Origin of the sequence: Rhizobium leguminosarum bv. viciae USDA 2370, from assembly GCF_002008365.1 — a bacterium.
GTDB classification, from domain to species: domain Bacteria; phylum Pseudomonadota; class Alphaproteobacteria; order Rhizobiales; family Rhizobiaceae; genus Rhizobium; species Rhizobium leguminosarum.
This window is the reverse complement of the sequence record NZ_MRDL01000054.1, coordinates 306058-327647: the sequence shown is the minus strand read 5'-3', so window position 1 is coordinate 327647 and position 21590 is coordinate 306058. Positions and strand designations below refer to the sequence as shown.

22 protein-coding genes are annotated in these 21590 nt (G+C 61.2%); 12 read left to right on the top strand and 10 right to left on the bottom strand.

Translation table 11 applies throughout. The annotated features are described in order from the left end of the window. Window positions 1–13 precede the first annotated feature (13 nt). The 4 genes from lnt (at window position 14) to trmB (ending at window position 4314) form a co-directional block, all read left to right on the top strand. The gene (lnt, locus tag BS629_RS33395) at window positions 14–1618 is read left to right on the top strand and encodes an apolipoprotein N-acyltransferase (RefSeq protein ID WP_026188588.1); all 1605 of its coding nucleotides are present in this window, start codon (window positions 14–16) and stop codon (window positions 1616–1618) included. A gap of 152 nt (window positions 1619–1770) precedes the next feature. Then, complete coding sequence (locus tag BS629_RS33390) at window positions 1771–2187, top strand: helix-turn-helix domain-containing protein (protein ID WP_018244494.1); 417 nt, start codon at window positions 1771–1773, stop codon at window positions 2185–2187. 178 nt (window positions 2188–2365) lie between these two features. Next, window positions 2366–3604 (top strand): methionine adenosyltransferase, encoded by a 1239-nt coding sequence (gene metK / locus BS629_RS33385; RefSeq protein ID WP_018244493.1) that lies wholly within the window; start codon window positions 2366–2368, stop codon window positions 3602–3604. 8 nt (window positions 3605–3612) lie between these two features. Beyond that, window positions 3613–4314, top strand: coding sequence for a tRNA (guanine(46)-N(7))-methyltransferase TrmB (trmB, locus tag BS629_RS33380; RefSeq protein WP_018244492.1), 702 nt, complete (start codon window positions 3613–3615; stop codon window positions 4312–4314). A gap of 129 nt (window positions 4315–4443) precedes the next feature. Here the strand turns inward: trmB and BS629_RS33375 are convergent, their stop codons facing one another. After that, window positions 4444–5151: a helix-turn-helix transcriptional regulator gene (locus BS629_RS33375; protein ID WP_018244491.1), complete on the bottom strand. Its 708-nt coding sequence runs from the start codon at window positions 5149–5151 to the stop codon at window positions 4444–4446. A gap of 89 nt (window positions 5152–5240) precedes the next feature. Between BS629_RS33375 and BS629_RS33370 the strand changes: the two genes are divergently transcribed. Next, window positions 5241–5639 (top strand): VOC family protein, encoded by a 399-nt coding sequence (locus BS629_RS33370; protein ID WP_018244490.1) that lies wholly within the window; start codon window positions 5241–5243, stop codon window positions 5637–5639. A gap of 278 nt (window positions 5640–5917) precedes the next feature. On the opposite strand, the gene BS629_RS33365 is transcribed toward BS629_RS33370, so the two are convergent. Both BS629_RS33365 and BS629_RS33360 read right to left on the bottom strand, forming a co-directional pair. Beyond that, window positions 5918–6175 (bottom strand): BQ00720 family protein, encoded by a 258-nt coding sequence (locus BS629_RS33365; RefSeq protein WP_003556039.1) that lies wholly within the window; start codon window positions 6173–6175, stop codon window positions 5918–5920. Between the two features lie 46 nt (window positions 6176–6221). Then, a complete protein-coding gene (locus tag BS629_RS33360; RefSeq protein ID WP_003583826.1) occupies window positions 6222–6647 on the bottom strand; it encodes an Hsp20 family protein in 426 nt (141 codons plus the stop codon). Between the two features lie 277 nt (window positions 6648–6924). Between BS629_RS33360 and BS629_RS33355 the strand changes: the two genes are divergently transcribed. Then, entirely contained in the window at window positions 6925–7869 is a 945-nt protein-coding gene (locus tag BS629_RS33355; protein WP_026188587.1) for a nucleoside hydrolase, read from the top strand. A gap of 39 nt (window positions 7870–7908) precedes the next feature. Here the strand turns inward: BS629_RS33355 and grpE are convergent, their stop codons facing one another. Further along, window positions 7909–8541, bottom strand: a complete 633-nt coding sequence (grpE, locus tag BS629_RS33350) for a nucleotide exchange factor GrpE (protein ID WP_018244488.1) — start codon at window positions 8539–8541, stop codon at window positions 7909–7911. Between the two features lie 111 nt (window positions 8542–8652). Next, on the bottom strand, window positions 8653–9741 hold the full coding sequence (gene hrcA, locus BS629_RS33345) for a heat-inducible transcriptional repressor HrcA (RefSeq protein ID WP_018244487.1): 1089 nt from the start codon (window positions 9739–9741) through the stop codon (window positions 8653–8655). Window positions 9742–9869: 128 nt separating this feature from the next. Between hrcA and rph the strand changes: the two genes are divergently transcribed. Genes rph through hemW form a run of 4 tightly spaced genes read left to right on the top strand, consistent with a single transcriptional unit; the run spans window position 9870 to window position 12868 of the window. Further along, a complete protein-coding gene (gene rph / locus BS629_RS33340; protein ID WP_011650181.1) occupies window positions 9870–10589 on the top strand; it encodes a ribonuclease PH in 720 nt (239 codons plus the stop codon). After that, window positions 10586–11011, top strand: coding sequence for a VOC family protein (locus tag BS629_RS33335; RefSeq protein ID WP_018244486.1), 426 nt, complete (start codon window positions 10586–10588; stop codon window positions 11009–11011). Before rph ends, BS629_RS33335 begins: the two co-directional genes overlap by 4 nt. Then, a complete protein-coding gene (gene rdgB / locus BS629_RS33330; protein WP_018244485.1) occupies window positions 11012–11656 on the top strand; it encodes an RdgB/HAM1 family non-canonical purine NTP pyrophosphatase in 645 nt (214 codons plus the stop codon). 9 nt (window positions 11657–11665) lie between these two features. Further along, entirely contained in the window at window positions 11666–12868 is a 1203-nt protein-coding gene (gene hemW, locus BS629_RS33325) for a radical SAM family heme chaperone HemW (RefSeq protein WP_018244484.1), read from the top strand. A gap of 140 nt (window positions 12869–13008) precedes the next feature. Here hemW and BS629_RS33320 read toward each other — a convergent pair whose 3' ends face one another. From BS629_RS33320 to mutM, 5 genes are all read right to left on the bottom strand, one after another. After that, entirely contained in the window at window positions 13009–14121 is a 1113-nt protein-coding gene (locus BS629_RS33320) for a saccharopine dehydrogenase family protein (RefSeq protein ID WP_018244483.1), read from the bottom strand. A gap of 137 nt (window positions 14122–14258) precedes the next feature. Beyond that, window positions 14259–15809 carry a chromosomal replication initiator protein DnaA gene (gene dnaA / locus BS629_RS33315; RefSeq protein ID WP_018244482.1) on the bottom strand — a complete coding sequence of 517 codons (1551 nt, stop codon included), beginning with the start codon at window positions 15807–15809 and terminating at the stop codon, window positions 14259–14261. Between the two features lie 855 nt (window positions 15810–16664). Beyond that, window positions 16665–16943 (bottom strand): 30S ribosomal protein S20, encoded by a 279-nt coding sequence (rpsT, locus tag BS629_RS33310; protein WP_003556028.1) that lies wholly within the window; start codon window positions 16941–16943, stop codon window positions 16665–16667. A gap of 192 nt (window positions 16944–17135) precedes the next feature. After that, entirely contained in the window at window positions 17136–17909 is a 774-nt protein-coding gene (locus BS629_RS33305) for an enoyl-CoA hydratase (RefSeq protein WP_017966711.1), read from the bottom strand. A gap of 23 nt (window positions 17910–17932) precedes the next feature. After that, window positions 17933–18838 carry a bifunctional DNA-formamidopyrimidine glycosylase/DNA-(apurinic or apyrimidinic site) lyase gene (gene mutM / locus BS629_RS33300; RefSeq protein WP_018244481.1) on the bottom strand — a complete coding sequence of 302 codons (906 nt, stop codon included), beginning with the start codon at window positions 18836–18838 and terminating at the stop codon, window positions 17933–17935. A gap of 149 nt (window positions 18839–18987) precedes the next feature. On the opposite strand from mutM, the gene ubiE reads away from it, so the two are divergent. Both ubiE and ubiB read left to right on the top strand, forming a co-directional pair. Beyond that, window positions 18988–19764: a bifunctional demethylmenaquinone methyltransferase/2-methoxy-6-polyprenyl-1,4-benzoquinol methylase UbiE gene (gene ubiE, locus BS629_RS33295; RefSeq protein ID WP_018244480.1), complete on the top strand. Its 777-nt coding sequence runs from the start codon at window positions 18988–18990 to the stop codon at window positions 19762–19764. Between the two features lie 62 nt (window positions 19765–19826). Continuing rightward, window positions 19827–21401 carry a 2-polyprenylphenol 6-hydroxylase gene (gene ubiB, locus BS629_RS33290; protein ID WP_018244479.1) on the top strand — a complete coding sequence of 525 codons (1575 nt, stop codon included), beginning with the start codon at window positions 19827–19829 and terminating at the stop codon, window positions 21399–21401. Window positions 21402–21590: the final 189 nt, after the last annotated feature.

The following is a 21590-nucleotide window of genomic DNA, read 5'->3' as shown; positions in this document are numbered from 1 at the left end:
GATGGGAGTGCGCATGGAGCGGCTTGCGGACAGGGTTATCCTCGTCTGGGGTTTCAAACGGTCGCTGCTGGCCATCGCCGCCGGGGCATTCGCGGTTCTGGCGCTGCCGCCCATCGGTTTTTTCGCGGCGATGTTCGTCTCCTTCACACTGCTCGTCTGGCTGATCGACGGGGCGGCGGCTTCGCCTGAAAGCGGCCTGATCGGCAGGCTATGGCCGGCGTTTGCCACCGGCTGGCTGTTCGGCTTCGGCTATTTCGTCGCCGGCCTCTGGTGGCTCGGCCATGCGCTGCTGGTCGATCAGGAAGAATTCGCCTGGGCGCTGCCGCTGGCAATCCTCGGGCTGCCGGCCTGTCTTGCAATCTTCTACGGGCTGGCGGCTGCCCTTGCCCGCATCTTCTGGTCAGATGGCATGGGGCGGATCGCCGCCCTTGCGGCAGGCTTCGGGCTGATGGAATGGCTTCGAAGCGTGATCCTCACCGGCTTTCCCTGGAATGCCATCGGCTACGGCATGATGCCGGTTCCGCTGATGATGCAGTCGGCACATGTGATCGGGGCGATGGGGGTGACGGCCCTTGCCGTCTTCGTCTTTTCCGCGCCTGCCCTTGCCGGGACACGGCAAGGGGCGCGGCCGGGCATCGCGCTTGCTGTCCTGCTCTTTGCCGCCCATCTCGGTTATGGCGCTTATGCTCTCCATCTCGCGCCGCGGCCGGACGCCTTGCCGGAGGACAAGCGGCCGGTGGTGCGGCTGGTGCAGCCGGCCATCGACCAGGCGGCGAAGATGGATAACGACGCCGACCGCGCCGCGATCTTCGAGACGCATCTGAAGCTGTCAGCCGAAGCGCCGAAGAATGGCGGGCGCAAGCCCGATATCATCGTCTGGCCGGAAACCTCGATCCCCTTCATCCTCACCGACAACCAGGATGCGCTCACGCGGATCGCCGATACGCTTGACGACAATCAGATCCTGATCGCCGGCGCCGTACGCGCCGAGGAAATGGGACCGGGCACCCCGGTGCGCTACTATAATTCCATTTACGTGATCGACGGCCGCGGCCAGATCATCGCCGCCTCCGACAAGGTGCATCTGGTGCCTTTCGGCGAATATCTGCCCTTCGAGGACGTGCTCACCGGATTCGGCATCCAGAACGTCGTCGAGATGCCGGGAGGGTTTTCGGCCGCGGCAAGCCGGCACCTGCTGACGCTGCCCGGCGGGCTCAATCTCTATCCGCTGATCTGCTACGAAATCATTTTCCCCGATGAAATGACCGGCGACATAAAAGACGCCAACGCGATCCTCAATATCACCAATGATGCCTGGTTCGGCGCGACGCCCGGCCCCTACCAGCATTTCCAGCAGGCGCGGGTACGGGCCGTGGAAACCGGCCTGCCGCTGATTCGTGATGCCAATAGCGGCATTTCAGCGCTGGTGAATGCCCATGGGGAAATTATTGCGGGTCTCGATCTTGCGGAAACCGGCTTCATCGATGCAACGCTCGATAGTATCAGCGACGGGCGCGGAACAACATACCCCCGGCAAACTTACTTCTGGTTGACCGAGGCGCTGCTGATTCTGATTGCGCTAATTTCTCGCAGAGGTTTTATTTCCGGGTTGAATTGACCAAAAACCCCTAAAATTGCATAGTGATGACAATCGGCGTTCTTAACGTATGTTTGAAGGTGGGTTCCTCACCGCTTGCAACGTGGCGTTTTGGGATGGATCAGGGGCATGCCGGTTAGAAACAGGTTGAAATTCTTAGCTAGGGCACGACCATGATTGAAAACAAAAAGAAGCCGAATCCGATCGACATCCATGTTGGCAGCCGTATTCGCCTCCGTCGTACGATGCTGGGCATGAGCCAGGAAAAGCTTGGCGAAAGCCTTGGCATCACATTCCAGCAGATCCAGAAATACGAAAAGGGCACCAACCGCGTCGGCGCAAGCCGTCTGCAGAACATCTCGAACATCCTCAATGTTCCGGTGTCCTTTTTCTTCGAGGACGCGCCCGGCGAACATTCTGCCGGCGGCGGCATGGCCGAAGCCTCCAGTTCGAATTACGTCGTCGATTTCCTGTCTTCCTCGGAAGGCCTGCAGCTCAACCGCGCCTTCGTCAAAATTTCCGATCCCAAGGTTCGCCGCAAGGTCGTGGAGCTGGTGAAAGCTTTGGCAGCTGAAGCCGACGCCGACTGAACGACGACCATCGCAGAATTCGAAAGGCGGTCGAAAGGCCGCCTTTTTTGCGTTTTTGGGGCAAAATTTGTCACTTTGCCGCAGATATAAAGATATATTTATGTCCTTCTGCGCTTGTCATCGGCCCTCGAACTGAGTACCTACTAGCTGGCTTTTATTCTTTGAGGGGAATCCCGAAATGCGCGCGAATTATCTCTTTACCAGCGAATCTGTTGCCGAAGGTCATCCGGACAAAGTCTGTGACCGCATCTCCGACGAGATCGTCGATTTGGTCTACCGCGAAGCGGCCAAGACCGGCGTCAATCCATGGGGCGTGCGCATTGCCTGCGAAACGCTGGCGACGACCAACCGCGTCGTCATCGCCGGCGAAGTTCGTCTGCCGCCGAGCCTGATGAAGAAGGACAAGGACGGCAAGGACGTCATCAACCCGTCGAAGTTCAAGGCCGCCGCTCGCCGCGCCATCAAGGATATCGGCTACGAGCAGGATGGCTTCCACTGGAAGAAGGCCAAGATCGACGTGCTGCTTCACTCGCAGTCGGCCGACATCGCGCAGGGCGTCGACAGCGCTTCTGACCAGCAGGGCGACGAAGGCGCCGGCGACCAGGGCATCATGTTCGGTTATGCCTGCCGCGAAACGCCGGACCTGATGCCGGCTCCGATCTATTATTCCCACAAGATCCTGCAGCTGCTCGCGGTTGCCCGCAAGAAGGGCGACGGCGAAGTTGCCAAGCTCGGCCCCGATGCCAAGAGCCAGGTGACCGTGCGTTACGTCGACGGCAAGCCGTCGGAAGCAACCTCGATCGTGCTTTCGACCCAGCATCTCGACGAGAGCTGGGATTCGAACAAGGTCCGCGCCGTCGTCGAGCCCTATATCCGCGAAGCGCTCGGCGAGCTGAAGATCGCTGACGATTGCAAGTGGTACATCAACCCGACCGGCAAGTTCGTCATCGGCGGACCAGACGGCGATGCGGGCCTCACCGGCCGCAAGATCATCGTCGACACCTACGGCGGTGCCGCTCCGCATGGCGGCGGTGCATTCTCCGGCAAGGACACGACGAAGGTCGACCGTTCGGCCGCCTATGCCGCCCGCTATCTTGCCAAGAACGTCGTCGCCGCCGGCCTTGCCGACCGTTGCACGATCCAGATCTCCTACGCGATCGGCGTCGCCCAGCCGCTGTCGATCTATGTCGACCTGCACGGCACCGGCAAGTTCACCGAGGATCAGATCGAGGCAGCGATCCGCAAGAACATGGACCTTTCGCCGACCGGCATCCGCCGCCATCTCGACCTCAACAAGCCGATCTATGCCAAGACCTCCGCTTACGGCCATTTCGGCCGCAAGGCCGGCCGCGACGGCTCGTTCTCCTGGGAGCGCACCGACCTCGTGAAGGCGCTCAAGGAAAGCGTGAAGGCCTGAGATAAAGCATGACGGATATGGAACGCCGCGGCCGGGCGACCGAAGCCTTCTTCGGTCGTCGCAAGGGCAAGGCTCTGCGCGAACAGCAGGCCGAGACGCTGAACAGTCTCCTGCCGGCATTCCTGATCGATCTCTCAGCGGCTCCCCCGGAGCCGCTGACATCCCTCTTCCCGGTTCCGGTAGAGAGATTGCGGCTGGAAATCGGTTTCGGCGGCGGCGAGCACCTGATCCACCGCGCGCTGGAGACGGCTTCGACCGGCTTCATCGGTGTCGAACCCTTCGTCAATTCCATGCAGAAGCTGTTGTCGCGCATCGGCGAGACGGGTGCCTCCAATATCCGCGTCTATAATGACGACGCGACGCAACTGCTCGATTGGCTGCCGGACGGCTCACTCGATCAGATCGACTTGCTTTATCCCGATCCCTGGCCGAAGCGGAAACACTGGAAACGGCGTTTCGTCTCGAAAACCAATCTCGACCGCTTTCATCGCGTGCTGAAGCCTGGCGGCCTGTTCTGCTTCGCCTCCGACATCGACACCTATGTCAACTGGACGCTGATCAAATGCCGCGACCATGGCGGTTTCGACTGGATAGCCAACAATGCAGCGGATTGGCTGACGCCCTATGAGGGCTGGCCGAGCACACGTTACGAGGCCAAGGCCAGGCGCGAGGGCCGGTCTTCGGCCTATCTGACATTCAGGAAGATCTGAGGCTGCCGACAAGTCGGCGAACGCGCCGGGATGTTCCTCGGCGCGAAAGATCGCATGAGGCGCAGGCCTGACGGATTTCCGGTATTGTGCGGCAAGTGCCATCAATGACCGCTAACGGCCCCGAAACGGTCACTGCGCCCCACGGGAATTCCGCATTTCGGCATCGCGCCACTGCTGCCATCGCTGCCTCAGCTTGCTCCGGGACATGCCTATGGATTCACCGAGAATCTCGACTTTGAGGATCCGTTCCGTGCGGAAATGACGGAAGGCTTGTTTCGATTGGCACCACGCGATCAAGAGGCTGTGCGTGTCGGCATAGCCGAGAAGCACAGGCCAGACGATGCGGCTGGTGATCGTCTCATCCGCCGCGCGATAGTCGAGCTCAAGCTTGCGGCCTTCCCTGATCGCCAACCTGAGCGGACGCGTATCGCATGTCACATCGCCGCCGACATCATCCGGTTTGATGCCGACGGCGGGTTGGGCAATATAGGGAAGAAGGTCCTGCGGCATGACCGATGTGATCTTGGCCATCACATCGCTGGCGGCATTCCGCATGGCCGCGTCATTCAACCTTGCCACCATTTGAACGCCGAGCACGACGGCCTCGATCTCGTCAGGCGTCAGCATGAGCGGCGGCATGTCATATCGCGGATCGAGGACGTAGCCGAACCCCGCTTCACCCTCGATTGGAACACGCTGGGCAATCAGGTGTGCGATATCGCGGTAGACGGTTCGCCGCGCGACATCAAGTTCATCCGCAAGCTCAGACGAGGTCACCGGGCGGCTCGACCGTCGAAGAATCTGGATGATCTGAAAAAGTCGATCTGCTTTTCGCATGCCTGATGACTCCTGCTGCCACAACGCTGTCAGCACGGCTATGTCACAAAAGCAAGGAAAGAGACGGTCGCGCACCCAAGGAGAAGATCATGAAGTTCGCATCCACCCGCCTCATTGCCTCGGATATGACCGGCATGGTGGCCTTTTATGAGCTTGTGACGGGCTGTCGCGCCGACTGGCTTGCGCCCCTCTTCGCCGAGATCGTCACCCCCGGCGCGAGCCTCGCAATAGGCAGCGCGGAAACCGTGGCCTTGTTCAGCGAAGGCAGTGCGGAGCCCGGGGCCAACAGGACGGCCATTCTCGAGTTCATGGTATCGGACGTCGATGCGGAATTCGCACGGCTCAAGGACCAGGTCACGGTCGTGCACGCCCCCAAGGATTTGCCTTGGGGCAATCGGACAGTGCAGATTTCCGATCCCGAGGGGACACGCGTTGCCCTCTATACACCCGTAACCGACGCCGCGAGACAGCGTTTCGCCGGCCGTTGATTGACCGACGCTGTTTGCCGGAGCTTTTGTTTGAGTAACGTTCCGCGCGTCGACGACCGCAACCAGCACGACTCGTCGGCCGCCTCTGGCTCATAGTTGCCCTCGATAGGCCTGGTGACAGGTGCTACCGAATCCTGGAATTTTCAACGTCTTCGCACATAAGGCGTCGAAAGGAGGCTCCGCGCATAGGTCGCGACAAGCAGCCTCAACCGCAGCGAAATCGGATAAGCGGCCACGCACCGGACGAGCGCTGAAACGCGACGGACGCTAACTGACGGTCAGTGCAGGCTGACCGTCTTCAACTCGTCCTCGGCAGCTTTGAAGAAGGTGCTGGAGCGGTTGTCCGTCAAAAGGATCGGCGTGCCGTCGGCGCCGAAGAGTGCCCAGAGATCGACGGTCGGATCGATATCCGGCGCCTCGGGAAAGCACTTGGCGACCTCATCGGTCCGCATTTTTCTGATATAGGCGACCTCGCCGTTGCCGATATGGGCAAGCTCGGATTTGGTCAAGTGAGACGTGGCTTCTTTCATCAACATTCCTGTTCCTCCGGGAGAAGGGACCAACGGTTCGACAACCGTTGTGCTACTGTGAGACCGAAATGTTAATTTTCTTGACCATTCTCGCAGGTTCCGGACGAATTAGATCGACGGAGAGCAGACCGTTCTTCAGGCCGGCGCCGAGCACCTGCATGCCGTCGGCAAGAACGAAGGTGCGCTGGAACTGGCGGGCGGCGATGCCGCGATAGAGATAATCCCGCTCGCCCTGTTCGACCTGGCGGCCGCGGATCAGAAGCTGGTTCTCCTCAATGGAGACATCGAGTTCCTCCTCGCTGAAGCCGGCCACGGCAAGGGTGATGCGCAAACGTTCCGGCGCGCCGCTGTCGGCGCCGATGCGTTCGATATTATAGGGCGGATATCCGTCGCTCGCCTTGGAAATGCGCTCCAGCGTCTTTTCCATGGCATCGAAGCCCAAAAGCAGGGGGCTGGCGAAAGGGGTAATGCGGCTCATCTCTTTTCAAGTCCTTGACGCAAGCGACCATCCCGGACCTCAAACGCAGCATCCGGATGCCGCTAATATGGGGAGAAGAGCCCGGCGCTGCAAGGCGTGGGCGCGACTGTCGGCGCGCCCTCTCAATTTTGAGGTGGTGGCGGCCAGGCTCTTTCCTTGACAAAGCCTCCGCTGCCTCGCATCAAAACGTGCCCGCGCGGAATGTGCTGATTTGTGACGGGAAGTGAAGAAATCGGTGCATGCCGATAACACGCAGTGCGAGGATGGAACGATCGGAATGGCAAGCGCAAGAAAGATCATCATCGACACGGATCCCGGCCAGGACGACGCGGCCGCCATCATGCTTGCCTTCGGCAGTCCCGATGAGCTGGAGGTTTTGGGGATCACCACGGTCGCCGGCAACGTGCCGCTTTCGTTCACCAGCCGCAATGCGCGCATCGTCTGCGAGCTCTGCGGCCGGACGGAGACCAAGGTTTTTGCCGGCGCCGATGCGCCGATCGCCCGCAAGCTGGTAACGGCCGAACATGTGCACGGCAAGACCGGCCTCGACGGTCCGGAACTCAGCGAGCCGACGATGGCGCTGCAGCCCGGCCATGCCGTCGACTTCATCATCGAGACGCTGCGCCGCGAGCCGGAGGGCACGGTAACGCTGTGCACGCTCGGGCCGCTCACCAATATCGGCATGGCCTTCCAGAAGGCGCCCGACATCGTCCCCCGCATCCGCGAGTTGGTGATGATGGGCGGCGGCTTCTTCGAGGGCGGCAACATCACGCCGGCGGCCGAATTCAACATCTATGTCGACCCCGAGGCCGCCGACATCGTCTTCCGCTCAGGCGTTCCGATCGTGATGATGCCGCTTGACGTGACGCATCAATTGCTGACCCGCAAGGACCGGGTGAAACGCATGGCCGAGATCGGCACGGCGCCGGCAAAGGCCATGGTCGAGATGCTGGAATTCTTTGAACGCTTCGACATCGAGAAATACGGTTCCGACGGCGGGCCGCTGCACGACCCGACCGTTGTCGCCTACCTGCTGAAGCCGGAGCTTTTCCAGGGCCGGGATTGCAATGTCGAGATCGAGGTCCAGTCCGAACTCACCGTCGGCATGACGGTCGTCGACTGGTGGCATGTGACCGAGCGCAAGCGCAATGCCAGGGTCATGCGCTATGTCGATGCGGACGGCTTCTTCGATCTGCTGATCGAACGCTTCGCCCGCATCTGATCCTTTGGCCTCCCTCTCCCGAGGGAGAGGGAAATGATATCAGGCGTCCTTCTCGTCGAAGACAGAGTTGGTTTCGGCTTCGGCCGGCTTCGGGCCGCCCTTGGCGACGCCGACCATGGCCGGGCGCAGCACGCGCTCGCCGATGGTGAAGCCTGCCTGCACGACCTGGACGACCGTGTTGTTCGGCACGTCCGGGTTCGGCACCTCGAACATCGCCTGATGGAAATTCGGATCGAACTTCTGGCCAACCGGCTCCAGCTTGCGAACGCCATGGCGCTCGAGAGCCGACAGCATGGCGCGCTCGGTCATCTCGACACCCTCGATCAGCGTGCTCAGGCCGGCATCGGCCGCAGCCTTGGTCTCCGGAGAGATGGCATCAAGCGCGCGGCGCAGATTGTCCGAGACGGCGAGCATGTCGCGCGCGAAACCCGCGACGGAATAGGACTTGGCATCCTTCACCTCGCGCTCGGTGCGCCGGCGCAGATTGTCCATCTCGGCAGCAAGGCGCAGATAGCGGTCGCGTAGTTCGCCGTTTTCGGCTTTCAGAAGCTCGATCGGGTCCGGCTGGGCGGGCTCTTGCTGCGCAGTTTCGTTCTCGACGTAGGCGGCAGCGTCGGCTGCGGCATCGGCCGCAGTTGCGTCAGGTCCGTTTTTCGTCGTGTCATCGGTCATGACGGTCTCCGGTTGGTGTCTTCAGATGCGCCCGATATCGAGGTTTGACCGAAAAAAATCAAGTCTGCGTGACAAAGAAGCGAAAATTCCGCACACTTGATAGCTGCTTCGTCAAAGCTGATTGCGCGAAAGGCGGGAGACGAGTTGGGCTGTATAGTCCACCATTGGCACGATGCGGGAATAATTGAGCCGCGTCGGGCCAATGACGCCGACGGCGCCGACGATGCGATCATCATCATCACGATAGGGCGCGACGATCAGCGACGAGCCGGACAGCGAGAAGAGCTTGTTTTCCGAACCGATGAAGATGCGCACCCCCGAACCGCTTTCGGCGAGATTGAGAATCTCGATTAGGCTGTCCTTCTTCTCGAGATCGTCGAACAGCAGGCGCAGCCGGTCGAGATCCTCGGCGCCGGCCAGGCCCTCGAGCAGGTTGGCGCGGCCGCGGATGATCAGCTGAGCGGGCTTTCCCTCGTCCGGGCTACCAGACCAGACAGCGATGCCGCGCTCGACGAGATCGCGCGACAGGGCATCGAGCTCATGACGGACGTCGTCCTTCAGCCGGCTTAGTTGTTTGCGAAGCTCCGGCAGGGTCTGGCCGGACATGTGGGCATTGAGAAAATTCGCCGCCTCCGTCAGCTGCGAGGAGGTGACGCCCGCCGGCAGCTCGATGATGCGGTTTTCCACCTGATCGTGGTCGCCGACGAGCACGGCGAGCGCCTTTGTCGGCTCGAGCCGGATGAACTCGACATGTTTCAGCACCGGATCGCTTTTCGAGGTGATGACAAGGCCGGCGCCGCGCGAAATGCCGGATAGCATGCGGCTTGCCTCGTTCATCATCGATTCCACGGGGTTGCCGCCGCTTTCGGCCCGCACCTGCCGGTCGATGTTGGCGCGCTCCTCGGCGGAGAGGTCGCCGACCTGCATGAAGGCATCGACGAAGAAGCGCAGGCCGATCTGGGTCGGCAGCCGGCCTGCGCTGACATGCGGCGAATAGATCAGGCCGAGCTCTTCGAGATCGCTCATGACGTTGCGCACCGAGGCCGGCGACAGCGACATCGGCAGCAGCCGGGACAGGTTGCGCGAACCGAGCGGCTCGCCGCTTTCCAGATAACCTTCGACGATGCGACGAAAAATTTCCCTGGAGCGCTCGTCCAGCGCAGCTACGGCATCCGAAACCGACGTCGACCTGATGCCCATGAAGCTTTCGAACCCGCGCTGATGATACTTCCCGAAAAGTAAGTCAAACTCGCACCCGTGGCAAAAGGGAATTTGCAAATGAGCGCCGCCAATCGTAGAAGCGGTCAAATAAACTCCAGGAGATAAGAATGCGGCCTTCAGGCAGAAAAATCGACCAGATGCGCAAGGTCTCGTTCGAGCGCAATTTTTCCAAGCACGCGGAAGGCTCCTGCCTGGTGAAGTTCGGCGATACGCATGTGCTCTGCACGGCGAGCCTCGAAGAAAAGACGCCGCCATGGCTGCGCAATACCGGCAAGGGCTGGGTCACGGCCGAATACGGCATGCTGCCGCGGGCGACCGGCGAACGCATGAAGCGCGAGGCCGCCGCTGGCAAGCAGGGCGGCCGCACCCAGGAAATCCAACGGCTGATCGGCCGGTCGTTGCGTGCCGTCGTCGACCTGCAGGCGCTCGGCGAACGGCAGATCACGCTCGATTGCGACGTCATCCAAGCCGATGGCGGCACGCGGACCGCTTCGATCACCGGCGGCTGGATCGCGCTTTACGACTGCCTGAAATGGATGGAAAGCCGCAACATGATCAAGGTCGACCGGGTCCTGAAGGATCACGTCGCCGCCATCTCCTGCGGCATCTTCGCCAGCCAGCCGGTGATCGATCTCGATTACCTCGAGGACTCCTCGGCCGAGACCGATGCGAACTTCGTCATGACGGGAACCGGCGGGATCGTCGAGATCCAGGGAACGGCCGAAGGCACGCCGTTCAGCGAAGGCGAATTCACCTCGCTGATGCAGCTTGCCAGAAACGGCATCGGCGAACTCGTGGCGCTGCAGAAGCAAGCCGTCGAAGGATGAACCCCATGCTGGAAGGCATGTTGGAAACGGCGCTCTATGCGCGGGATCTCGACCAGGCCGAGACGTTCTACGAAGACGTTCTCGGACTTGAAAAGATCGCCCGCGCCGCCAATCGGCATGTCTTCTTCCGCTGCGGGCCAGGCGTTCTCTTGATCTTCAATCCCGAGCAAACGGTGAAGCCGCCGGCGCCTGAAGCACTGCAGGTGCCGCCGCATGGCACGACCGGCCAGGGCCATGCCTGTTTCCGGGTGTCCGGCCGCAATATCGATGCCATGGCCGAACGGCTGACGGCGGCGGGTGTCGCGATCGAATCCGAGGTGCGCTGGCCGAACGGCGGCCGCTCGATCTATTTCCGCGATCCGGCCGGCAACAGCCTGGAATGCGCGGAGGCTAAAATCTGGGGCATCGAACAGGATATCTGAATGCGCAAGCTTGAAACGAAGACCATCGTCGTTGCCAGCCACAATGCCGGCAAGATCCGCGAGATCCAGGAATTGATCGGGCCGCTCGGCTTCACCGCCAAATCGGCCGCCGAGCTGAACTTCGTCGAACCGGATGAGACCGGCACGAGCTTCGAGGAGAATGCGACGATCAAGGCGGTCGCCTCGGCCAATGCCGCCGGCATGCCGGCGCTTTCGGACGATTCCGGGCTGGTGGTCGACGCACTCGGCGGCGATCCCGGTGTCTACACAGCCAATTGGGCGGAGAAGGCCGATGGTACGCGCGATTTCGACATGGCGATGGGCAAAGTGGAAAAGGCGCTGCAGGATGCGGGCGCGACAAAGCCGGAACAGCGCACGGCGCGTTTCATCAGCGTGCTCTGCCTCGCCTGGCCGGATGGGCACACGGAGCTGTTCCGCGGCGAGGTGGAAGGCAGCGTCGTCTGGCCGCCGCGCGGCACCCAGGGCTTCGGCTACGATCCGGTGTTCCAGCCTGAGGGCTACGGCATCACCTTCGGCGAAATGAGCGGCGAAGAAAAACACGGCTGGAATGTCGGCAAGCCGCAAGCGCTGTCGCACCGGGCCCGCGCCTTCAAACTCTTTGTCGAAACCTGCCTGGAGGCATAAGGTCGGTCCGTGGTCAATCTCGACACGCCAAGCATCTCGCGCGACGCGGCCCTGCTGCCCGATACCGGCGAGCCGGGCTTCGGCGTCTATGTGCATTGGCCCTTCTGCGCGGCGAAGTGTCCCTATTGCGACTTCAACAGCCATGTGCGCCACCAGCCGGTGGATCAGGAGCGCTTTACATCAGCCTTCCTGACGGAGATGGCGACGGTCCGATCCATGAGCGGGCCGAAGACGGTGACGAGCATCTTCCTCGGCGGCGGCACCCCCTCGCTGATGAAGCCGGAAACGGTTTCGGCCATTCTCGACGGCATTGCGCGGCACTGGCATGTGCCTGCCGGTATCGAGATCACCATGGAGGCCAACCCTTCGAGCGTCGAGGCCGAACGCTTCCGCGGCTATCGGGCGGCTGGCGTCAATCGCGTCTCGCTCGGCGTGCAGGCGCTGAATGACCGGGATCTGAAATTCCTCGGCCGGCTGCATGATGTCGCCGACGCGCTGAAGGCGATAAGGCTGGCGCGCGACATCTTTCCGCGCATGTCCTTCGACCTGATCTATGCCCGGCCCGACCAGACGGTCGAGGAATGGGAAAAGGAACTGAAGGAGGCGATCTCCTACGCGGTCGACCACCTTTCGCTCTATCAGCTGACCATCGAGGAAGGCACGCCCTTCTACGGCCTGCATAAGGCCGGCAAGCTGATCGTGCCGGACGGCGAGCAATCGGCATTGCTCTACGAGGCGACGCAGGAGATCACCGCGCGCGAGGGCATGCCGGCCTATGAGGTTTCCAATCATGCCCGGCCGGGGGCTGAAAGCCGGCATAACCTGACCTACTGGCGCTACGGCGATTATGCCGGCATCGGCCCAGGCGCCCATGGCCGGCTGACGCGTGGCCCGGAGAAGCTCGCGACGGCGACCGAGCGCAAGCCGGAAACCTGGCTCGACATGGTCGAGCGTGACGGGCACGGCATTCTCGACGAGGAGCGGCTCGGCTTTGAGGAACAGTCCGACGAGCTGCTGCTGATGGGGCTGCGGCTCAGGGAAGGCGTCGATCTTGCCCGCTGGCAGCAGCTTTCGGGCCGCGACCTCGACCCGAAACGCGAGGAATTCTTGCTCGAACACAAATTCATCGAGCGGATCGGCAATTCACGGCTGCGTTGCACGCCGTCCGGCATGCTGATCCTCGATTCCGTCGTCGCCGATCTCGCCTGCTGACGTCAATACGACGAGCGGAATTGCAGCGCGGCGGCATCGATGTTGTCGCCGCGCCGAAAAGTGTGTCTCAGCGGTGGCTACTGCATAATTCCTTAAATCGAAATCGATTTAAGGATAAAATTATGCAGCAATTCAAAGTGCTACAGCGTCCTTTGCGCGTCTGAAGGGACGCGCGGCGCTGTAGTCGCACCCGCCTTGAACAGGCTGCCAGTTGGCGTTTTCAGGAACATCTCCAGCGGAATATGCTCCTGGTGCAGGAAGCCGGTTGCCGGCAGCAGGCCGTCGCGGACCATCTCGATGACGGCGACGACGGAGGCTGACGTCGTCCAGGCGATCGCCGTGCGGCGCGCGCCGGCAATCTCGATCGGGTAATAGGCGCGCACGAACTCCTTGCGGCGCAGGCTGCCATTCTCGGTGCCTTCGGCGGCGACATGGACATAGACGACATCGTCTTCAACAGGCGGCTTGGCATTGGTCAGGATCTCGCCGGCGAGCTTGCGCTTGTCGCGCATCAATAGCTCATGGAAGAAGAAGTTCATCAGCTCCATATGGCCGGGATAACGCATGGTCTTGTAATCGAGATTGTCGATCTTGCCGAGCATCGTATCGCACATGGTGCCAAGGCCACCCGACGTCGTGAAGGCTTCGAGCTTGACGCCCCCGACATAGACGGTCTCGTGCCATTCCATCGGCGAGACGAGCTTGCGCACACCGCCCTCGATGACCTCGCAGTCGTTCAGATATTCGTTGACGACGCCCTCGGGCGACCAGTTGAAGGCGTAGCCGAGCAGTCCGGTCGGATGCTGCGGCAGGGCGCCGACGCGCATGCGGATCGAACGGCAGCGATCGAAGCCGTCGGCCAGGCTTGCGCCGACGATGCCGACAAAACCCGGCGCCAGGCCGCATTGCGGCGCCATCAGGCCGCGGGCGGTCTTCGACAGCTCGATGATGAAATTGGTTGTGGGAACGTCTTCGGTCAGATCGAAATAGTGGATGCCGGCAAGATGGGCGGCGCGCGCCAGCTCGATGTTCAAATGATAGGGCAGGCAGGAGAGCACAGCCTCGACATTCGAGAGCAGTTCGCCGATCACTTGGGGATCGGAGATGTCGCCGGTGCGGCACTTGAAGGGGACGTCGCTCAGCGGCAATTGCGCGTCGACGCCGATGACCTCGAAGCCGCCTTCATGCAAAAGCGTCGCCGCCAGCCGTCCGACCTTGCCCAGGCCGAGAACGGCGATCTTTTCAAAACTCATTCATTCCTCCCACGCGCCGTTTTGGCGCTTCAGTCTTTGACATGCACGTAATGCGCGGGAGGTATAGAATAAAAAACTTATAAAGGAAAACGGCCGGAATCGCTTCCAGCCGTTGAATCCTTAAGAAAACCCGTCGATTATTCGTTGATCAAGCGCTTCAGAAGCTCGACTTCGTGCGAAAGTTTGGTGTCTCCCGAAATCAGCTCCTCGATCTTGCGCACGGCATGCAGCACGGTCGTGTGATCGCGCCCGCCGAAACGGCGGCCGATCTCCGGGAAGGAGCGCGGCGTCAGTGTCTTCGACAGATACATGGCGATCTGGCGCGGCTTGACGATGACGCGAGTGCGGCGGTTCGAGACCAGTTCCTGACGCGAGACGTTGTAGTGTCTTGCGACGATGCGCTGGATATCCTCGATGCGCACACGGCGAGGCTCGCCGGAGCCGACCAGATGGGCGAGCAGTTCGTCCACGCGTTCGATCGACAGGTTCGGCTCGAAGGAGCGGCGGAAGACCAGCTGATTGAAGGCGCCTTCAAGTTCGCGGCCGCTGGCCGTGACGTTGCGAGCAACGTGCTGGAGCAGCTCGGCGGGAATTTCGAGCGACGGATCTTCGAGCCGGGCTACAGCAAGGCGACGCTTGAGGATTTCGAGACGCATCTCGTAATCCGGCGCGTCGAGTTCGATCGCGACACCGCCCTGCAGGCGCGAGCGAACGCGGGGATCGAGCGACTCCAGCTCCCAAGGCGCACGGTCGGCGGCAACGACGACCTGCTTGGCGCTGTCGAGCAGCATGTTCAGGAGGTGGCAGAATTCATGCTGGATCATCTTGCCCTGCAGGAACTGCATGTCGTCGATAATCAGGAGATCGATGTTGCGCAGCGAATCCTTCAGCGTCAGCGCATCATTGTCGCGGATCGCGGTGGCGAAGCGCCACATGAAATATTCGGCCGTCAGATAGACGACGCGCAGCGCCCGCGGGTTCTGCACCGCGGCATTGGCGACCGCCTGCAGCAGGTGGGTCTTGCCGAGGCCGACGGTCGAATGGATGAAGAGCGGGTTGAAGCGCACGGCGCCCTGACCAGCTTCCGCGATCGTCTTTGCAGCCGCAAGCGCGACCCGGTTCGAGCTGCCTTCGACGAAGGTGTCGAAGGTAAAGCGGCTATCGAGCGGCGAACCGAAGAGCGGCGAGCCAAAGCTTGCAGGCCTTGCGGCGGCAACAGCCGACACCGCCTGCTGGACGGCCTGACCGGCCGGCTGGGCGCTTGTCGGGCGGCGCATCTGCGTGGGGGCGGCTGGTTCCGGCACCGCCGCTTCGTCGAGTGGCTTCATGCCATGGCGCGTCGCCGTACGCACCAGGACTTCGATTTTCAGAATTTCCGGATCTTCGGCCTGGAACAGACCGGTGATGAGATCGAGATAACGATTGTTGATCCACGACTTCAGGAAGGTCGTGGGGACCGAAAGGCGAACGACGCTCTTCGATACCGAATGCAGCTTCAGCCGGGCGAACCAGCTGGCGTAAACATCCTGACCGACCTGAGCCTTCAAGCGCGCACTGACGCGCTCAAACAATACGTTCTGCTTCATATCCGCCTTTACTTCCGCCGCTTCCAGGCGAATTGAGCCGAACGCCTGCGGTGCCGCATCCGCATTGTCGAGCCCGCTCGTCGTCATCGTATTCATCTGCATAATGCCGCCTTTCAATTCCACCGGGCGGCATCCGCTAAAACGGCCGCCCGATCATTCCCCGCTTTGGCGGGCTGACGGATCCTCATGAGCCGCTCGCCTGCCGGTTCACTCAAACACTGCCCCCGAAGGAACCGGCGCAGAACTCCGTTGCAGGTGCCGCGCTCATGCGGCAACCTTCATCGGCTTTCCGTGCCAGGCTGGCGGTCGAACCTCGTTTTCGGCCGACCAGCCCGAACGCAATATTACTTTACCTTCTCCGATGGCCTCGCCTTAAACGTGTGGCCACTGAAGGCACAAAACATCCCCGCTCCGTAACAGCCACGTTACGGCTCAAATCCGTCGAGTGCTTGAAAAAACGGAAGCGCAATGCTCCGTAACAAACGGCACAAACTTATCGCCCTGCCGACGTGGCAGTTAAGACCGAGCCTCTGCAGGTGATGTCCGCGCCCTTTGTTGAAAGCCATTTAGGCAGGATCAAAAGGCAATATCAACGATGAATTTTACGCAAAATTAAGAAGCGGGCATTGACTCCGCCTGCCCTTTTCGGGCGTCACACCAGCGTCAAAAAAGAATCGCAGTTGAATCAAAGAGATTCCCCGTTCGGGCTATTTTGACACGCATTGAAAGAAAAAAAAATAAAATCCTCTTGACTCGCCTGTGGTCCCGGAAGCGTGGGGTAGAGTCGCGCGGCGTCAAAGCATCCTTGCGCAAGCCATTGTTTTTACACAATTTTTCCTGTCATGGCGCTGACACGAAACAGTCGTCAGATTAACCATGCAGGGGCTGATCGGTGGAATCGAAAAAGCCCGGTAAAATTACCGGGCTAATCATAAAGAAGAAGTCCTTAATGGAAGATTACGCGGTCGTGGTGACCGAAAGAGCCTTCACACGAGCGGCCAGACGCGAGACCTTGCGCGATGCCGTGTTGGCATGCAGCACGCCCTTGCTGGCGGCGCGGGCAAGCTCGGGCTGAGCAGCCAGGAAAGCTTCCTTCGCCTTGGCGGCGTCGCCGGATGCGATGGCCTCTTCGACCTGGCGAACGAAAGTACGAACGCGCGAGCGACGAGCCTTATTGACGTCGGTACGGCGGGCGATCTTGCGGGTCGCTTTTTTCGCCGAAGTTGTATTGGCCATGGATGCCTCTCTCAAGAATTCGAACAAACTCCGCCATTACCGCGGGCCTTGCGGCCACAAAATCCAGCAATGCGGGAGCAATCGCGGAAAACCAAACTGGCTTTCCGAACCGTGGGCGGGCATATAACTCTAAAGCCGGCCCACGTCAACGCGGATTTTCAAGCTTTACCACTGGCAAGCGCCTAAAAGCATTCAACGGTGCGTAAAAGCCGGTTTGCGCTTCTCGACGAAGGCCGCCATGCCTTCTTTCTGGTCGTCCGTGGCAAAGAGACTGTGAAACAGGCGGCGCTCGAAACGCAAGCCCTCCTCCAGCGTCGTCTCGAATGCGCGGTTGACCGCCTCCTTGGCCATCATCACCGAGGGACGCGAAAGCGAAGCGATCTTTTCGGCCGCGGCAAAAGCCTCGTCGAGCAGACGTTCGGGTGCCACCACGCGCGAAACGAGTCCCGAACGTTCCGCCTCGGCCGCATCCATCATGCGGCCGGTCAGGATGAGATCCATCGCCTTCGCCTTGCCGACGGCGCGCGTCAGCCGCTGCGAGCCGCCCATGCCGGGAATGACGCCCAGTGTGATTTCAGGCTGGCCGAACTTCGCCGTCTCCGAGGCGATGATGAAATCGCACATCATGGCGAGCTCGCAGCCGCCGCCGAGCGCAAAACCGCTGACGGCAGCGATCACCGGCTTGCGTGCCTTGGCGACCTCATCCCAGCCGCTGATGAAATCACTCTTATAGATATCGGCGAACTCAAGCGGCTGCATCTCCTTGATATCGGCGCCGGCGGCAAAGGCACGCTCGGAACCGGTCAACACGATCGCTCCAACCGTCTCGTCGGCGTGGAAGGCGGCATAGGCCTCTTTCAGTTCCTTCAGGACGGTGGAGTTCAGCGCGTTCAGCGCCTGCGGGCGGTTCAGCGTGACGAGGCCGACATTGCCTCGGGTTTCGACGATCAGGGTCTCATAGGCCATGCTGTTCTCCCGGTTTCTCACTCTTACTTCTGGCAGGTGGCGCAATAGAAGGTGGAGCGACCCGCCTGGACGATGCGGGCGACCGTACCGCCGCAGCCGGGCGTGCGGCAAGCCTGACTTTCGCGATCATAAACTGAGAAGGAATGCTGGAAATAGCCGAGCGATCCGTCGGTCTGGATATGGTCACGCAGCGATGATCCGCCGGCGGCGATCGCGTCGGCGATGACGTCGCGGATCGAGGCGACGAGCAGGTCGAGCTGCGCCTTCGGCCGGCCCCCTGCCGTCACCAGCGTGCCGGCGGCGCGGATCGGCGAAAGATGCGCGCGCCACAGCGCCTCGCAGACATATATATTGCCGAGACCGGCAATGTTCTTCTGGTCAAGCAACGCGCTCTTCAACGGCTGCGCCTTGTCGCGGAAGCGTTCGGCCAGATAGGCGGCGCCAAGCTCGTTTCCTGTCGGCTCCGGGCCGAGATCGCGGAAGAAGGGATGGGCGGCGAGATCGGCACGTCCCACCATATCCATGAAGCCGAAGCGGCGCGGATCGTTGTAGACGACCCGGCGTGGGCCGCTTGCGGCTTGCAGATGGAAGATGACGTGATCGTGTTTCTCGTCCTTCGAGCGGGCATGGTGGAATTCGCCCGGCGCGGCGGAGGCAGCAGCCTTCTCGATGCGGCCCTCCTCGATCCGGAAGGAACCGGACATGCCGAGGTGGGAGATCAGCGTGTTGCCGTCGTCGAGATCGACCAGCAGATATTTGGCGCGGCGGCCAAGGCTGACGATGGTGCGGCCCGAAACCCTGTCCGCGAAAGCGTCGGGAAAGGGGAAGCGCAAATCGCCGCGCCGCAGCTCCAGCTTGGTGATGCGGGTGCCCTCCATCGCCGGCGTCAGGCCGCGTTTCACCGTTTCGACTTCTGGCAATTCCGGCATCTTAACCCATCTATATCTAACGTGTTTCAACCGACGACGATGTGCGCTATAGCGCCAGTGTGCCGTGGAGAGCGCGGCCCATAGATAACGTCGCGCGCGGTCTTTCGCTATGGCCGCCGCGCCCGAATCTTCAGGAACGGAGCAGTCTGATGTCAGAAAGCCGCACTTCCGCCGATGGCGGCATGGAGACCTCCTACGGCTTCCGCGAGGTGCCCAATGGCGAGAAGCAAAGCATGGTCAACCAGGTGTTCCACAAGGTTGCCAAGCGCTACGACATCATGAATGACGTCATGTCGATGGGCATGCACCGCGCCTGGAAGGATGCGATGATCTCGGCGCTGAACCCGCGCAAGGAGCCGGGCTACAAGGTGCTCGACGTCGCCGGCGGCACGGGTGATATCGCCTTCCGCATCGTCGAGGCCTCGGGCAGACAGGCGCATGCCACGGTGCTCGATATCAACGGCTCGATGCTCGGTGTCGGGGCCGAGCGGGCGGAAAAGAAGAAGCTTTCCGGCAATCTCACCTTCGTCGAGGCGAATGCCGAGGAACTGCCGTTCGAGGCAGGCAGCTTCGATGCCTATACGATCGCCTTCGGCATCCGCAACGTGCCGAGGATCGACGTAGCGCTGTCGGAGGCCTATCGCGTCTTGAAGCGCGGCGGACGGCTGCTGGTGCTGGAATTTTCCGAAGTCGATATGCCGCTTCTCGACAAAATCTACGACGCTTGGTCGTTCAATGCCATTCCGCAATTCGGCAAGGCGATTACCGGCGATGCCGAACCCTATCAATATCTGGTGGAATCGATCCGCAAGTTCCCGAACCAGGAGAATTTCGCGGCAATGATCCGCCAGGCCGGCTTTTCGCGCGTCACCTACACCAATTATACCGGCGGCATCGCCGCACTCCATTCCGGCTGGAAGCTCTGACGCATGACGCCGAAAAATGCAGAGCGGTTTTCGAATAGCGTCGCGCGAGAATCAAACAGAAGATGAGTACTTTCGGCGCATATTTCCGTCTTTGGCGCGTCGGCTGGGTGCTCGTGCGTGAGGGTGTCGTCTCAGCTCTTCCTTCCGAAGGGCTGCCGCCTCCGGTCGCGCTCGCCAAATCCTTCGTCACGATTTTCGAACGAAGCAAGGCGCGGCATCAGAAGCGCAGCGACCGGTTGGCCCAGGCTGTCGAGCGGCTCGGTCCCTCCTATGTGAAGATCGGGCAGTTCCTGGCGACGCGGCCGGATGTCGTCGGCGTCGAATTCGCCAATGACCTGTCGCAGCTTCAAGACCGCATGGCCTTCTTTCCCTCGGCAGCGGCCAAGGCCAATATCGAAGGCTCGCTCGGACGGCCGATGGGCGAGCTCTATGCGAGCTTCGGCGATCCGATCGCCGCCGCCTCGATCGCGCAGGTGCATCCGGCCGAGGTCGATAGCGCCGAGGGCCGGAAGAAGGTTGCCGTCAAGATCGTGCGGCCCGGCGTGCGCCAGCGCTTTGCCCATGACATCGAGGCTATGTATCTCGTTGCCCATATGCAGGAGCGTTTCCTGGCGTCCAGCCGGCGGCTGCGGCCGGTCGAGGTGACGAAGACGCTGGAGCAGACGACGAAGGTGGAGATGGATCTTCGCCTGGAGGCGGCAGCCCTTTCCGAGATCGCCGAGAATACCGAAAAGGATCCCGGCTTCCGCGTGCCGAAGGTCGACTGGGAGCGCACCGGGCGCGACGTCATCACCATGGAGTGGATCGACGGCACAAGGATGTCCGACGTCGAGGGCCTGCGCGCGGCGGGCCACGATCTCAACCTGCTTGCCGATACGCTGATCCAGTCGTTCCTGCGCCACACGCTGCGCGACGGCTTCTTCCATGCCGACATGCATCCAGGCAATCTCTTCGTCGATGCTGACGGCATGATCGTCGCCGTCGACATGGGCATCGTCGGGCGGCTGGGCAAGAAGGAACGGCGGTTCCTCGCCGAAATCCTCTATGGCTTCATCACCCGCGACTATATCCGCGTCGCCGAGGTGCATTTCGAGGCCGGCTATGTGCCCGGACATCACAATGTCGAAAGCTTCGCCCAGGCGATCCGGGCGATCGGCGAGCCGATCCATGGACAGCCGGCCGAGACGATCTCGATGGGCAAGCTGCTGACGCTGCTGTTCGAAGTGACCGAACTCTTCGACATGGCGACGCGGCCGGAGCTGGTGATGCTGCAGAAGACCATGGTCGTGGTCGAAGGCGTATCGCGCATGCTCAATCCGCGCTTCAACATGTGGAAGGCCTCCGAGCCTGTCGTCGGCGACTGGATCCGCACCAATCTCGGGCCGAAGCGGATCGCCACCGATCTTAAGGACGGGCTGAAGGCGGCGGTAAAGCTCGCCGAAGCCGTGCCCGAAATCGCAGCGAAGACCGAAAAATTCCACCATCAGCTCCTGCATATGAGCGAGCACGGGTTGCGCTTCGATGCTGAGACGGCGGATGCGATCGGCAAGGCCGAAGCGCGGCACAACCGCTCAGCCAGGATCGCGCTTTGGATCATCGCATTGACGCTTGTCTATATTGCCTGGATGCTGAGCTGACCGCCTGCCAAAAACATGCTGTGTTCGGCATTTGGGATATCCCATGTGACAGAGGGCTCGCTTAGTCTCACGTTCCGAGCATGATGCCGAAAAGTGTGAGCGGTTTTCGGGCGACATCATGCTCTGACTCTTTAGTTTAGAACAGGATTCAGATTTTCGGCCGATCCGGCCTAAAATCATCCTGTTCTG

Coding starts and splice junctions, on each gene's coding strand:
- lnt (WP_026188588.1), top strand. CDS start 14: ATGGAGCGGCTTGCGGACAGGGTTATCCTCGTCTGGGGTTTCAAACGG.
- BS629_RS33390 (WP_018244494.1), top strand. CDS start 1,771: ATGATTGAAAACAAAAAGAAGCCGAATCCGATCGACATCCATGTTGGC.
- metK (WP_018244493.1), top strand. CDS start 2,366: ATGCGCGCGAATTATCTCTTTACCAGCGAATCTGTTGCCGAAGGTCAT.
- trmB (WP_018244492.1), top strand. CDS start 3,613: ATGACGGATATGGAACGCCGCGGCCGGGCGACCGAAGCCTTCTTCGGT.
- BS629_RS33375 (WP_018244491.1), bottom strand. CDS start 5,151: ATGCGAAAAGCAGATCGACTTTTTCAGATCATCCAGATTCTTCGACGG.
- BS629_RS33370 (WP_018244490.1), top strand. CDS start 5,241: ATGAAGTTCGCATCCACCCGCCTCATTGCCTCGGATATGACCGGCATG.
- BS629_RS33365 (WP_003556039.1), bottom strand. CDS start 6,175: ATGTTGATGAAAGAAGCCACGTCTCACTTGACCAAATCCGAGCTTGCC.
- BS629_RS33360 (WP_003583826.1), bottom strand. CDS start 6,647: ATGAGCCGCATTACCCCTTTCGCCAGCCCCCTGCTTTTGGGCTTCGAT.
- BS629_RS33355 (WP_026188587.1), top strand. CDS start 6,925: ATGGCAAGCGCAAGAAAGATCATCATCGACACGGATCCCGGCCAGGAC.
- grpE (WP_018244488.1), bottom strand. CDS start 8,541: ATGACCGATGACACGACGAAAAACGGACCTGACGCAACTGCGGCCGAT.
- hrcA (WP_018244487.1), bottom strand. CDS start 9,741: ATGGGCATCAGGTCGACGTCGGTTTCGGATGCCGTAGCTGCGCTGGAC.
- rph (WP_011650181.1), top strand. CDS start 9,870: ATGCGGCCTTCAGGCAGAAAAATCGACCAGATGCGCAAGGTCTCGTTC.
- BS629_RS33335 (WP_018244486.1), top strand. CDS start 10,586: ATGAACCCCATGCTGGAAGGCATGTTGGAAACGGCGCTCTATGCGCGG.
- rdgB (WP_018244485.1), top strand. CDS start 11,012: ATGCGCAAGCTTGAAACGAAGACCATCGTCGTTGCCAGCCACAATGCC.
- BS629_RS33320 (WP_018244483.1), bottom strand. CDS start 14,121: ATGAGTTTTGAAAAGATCGCCGTTCTCGGCCTGGGCAAGGTCGGACGG.
- dnaA (WP_018244482.1), bottom strand. CDS start 15,809: ATGCAGATGAATACGATGACGACGAGCGGGCTCGACAATGCGGATGCG.
- rpsT (WP_003556028.1), bottom strand. CDS start 16,943: ATGGCCAATACAACTTCGGCGAAAAAAGCGACCCGCAAGATCGCCCGC.
- BS629_RS33305 (WP_017966711.1), bottom strand. CDS start 17,909: ATGGCCTATGAGACCCTGATCGTCGAAACCCGAGGCAATGTCGGCCTC.
- mutM (WP_018244481.1), bottom strand. CDS start 18,838: ATGCCGGAATTGCCAGAAGTCGAAACGGTGAAACGCGGCCTGACGCCG.
- ubiE (WP_018244480.1), top strand. CDS start 18,988: ATGTCAGAAAGCCGCACTTCCGCCGATGGCGGCATGGAGACCTCCTAC.
- ubiB (WP_018244479.1), top strand. CDS start 19,827: ATGAGTACTTTCGGCGCATATTTCCGTCTTTGGCGCGTCGGCTGGGTG.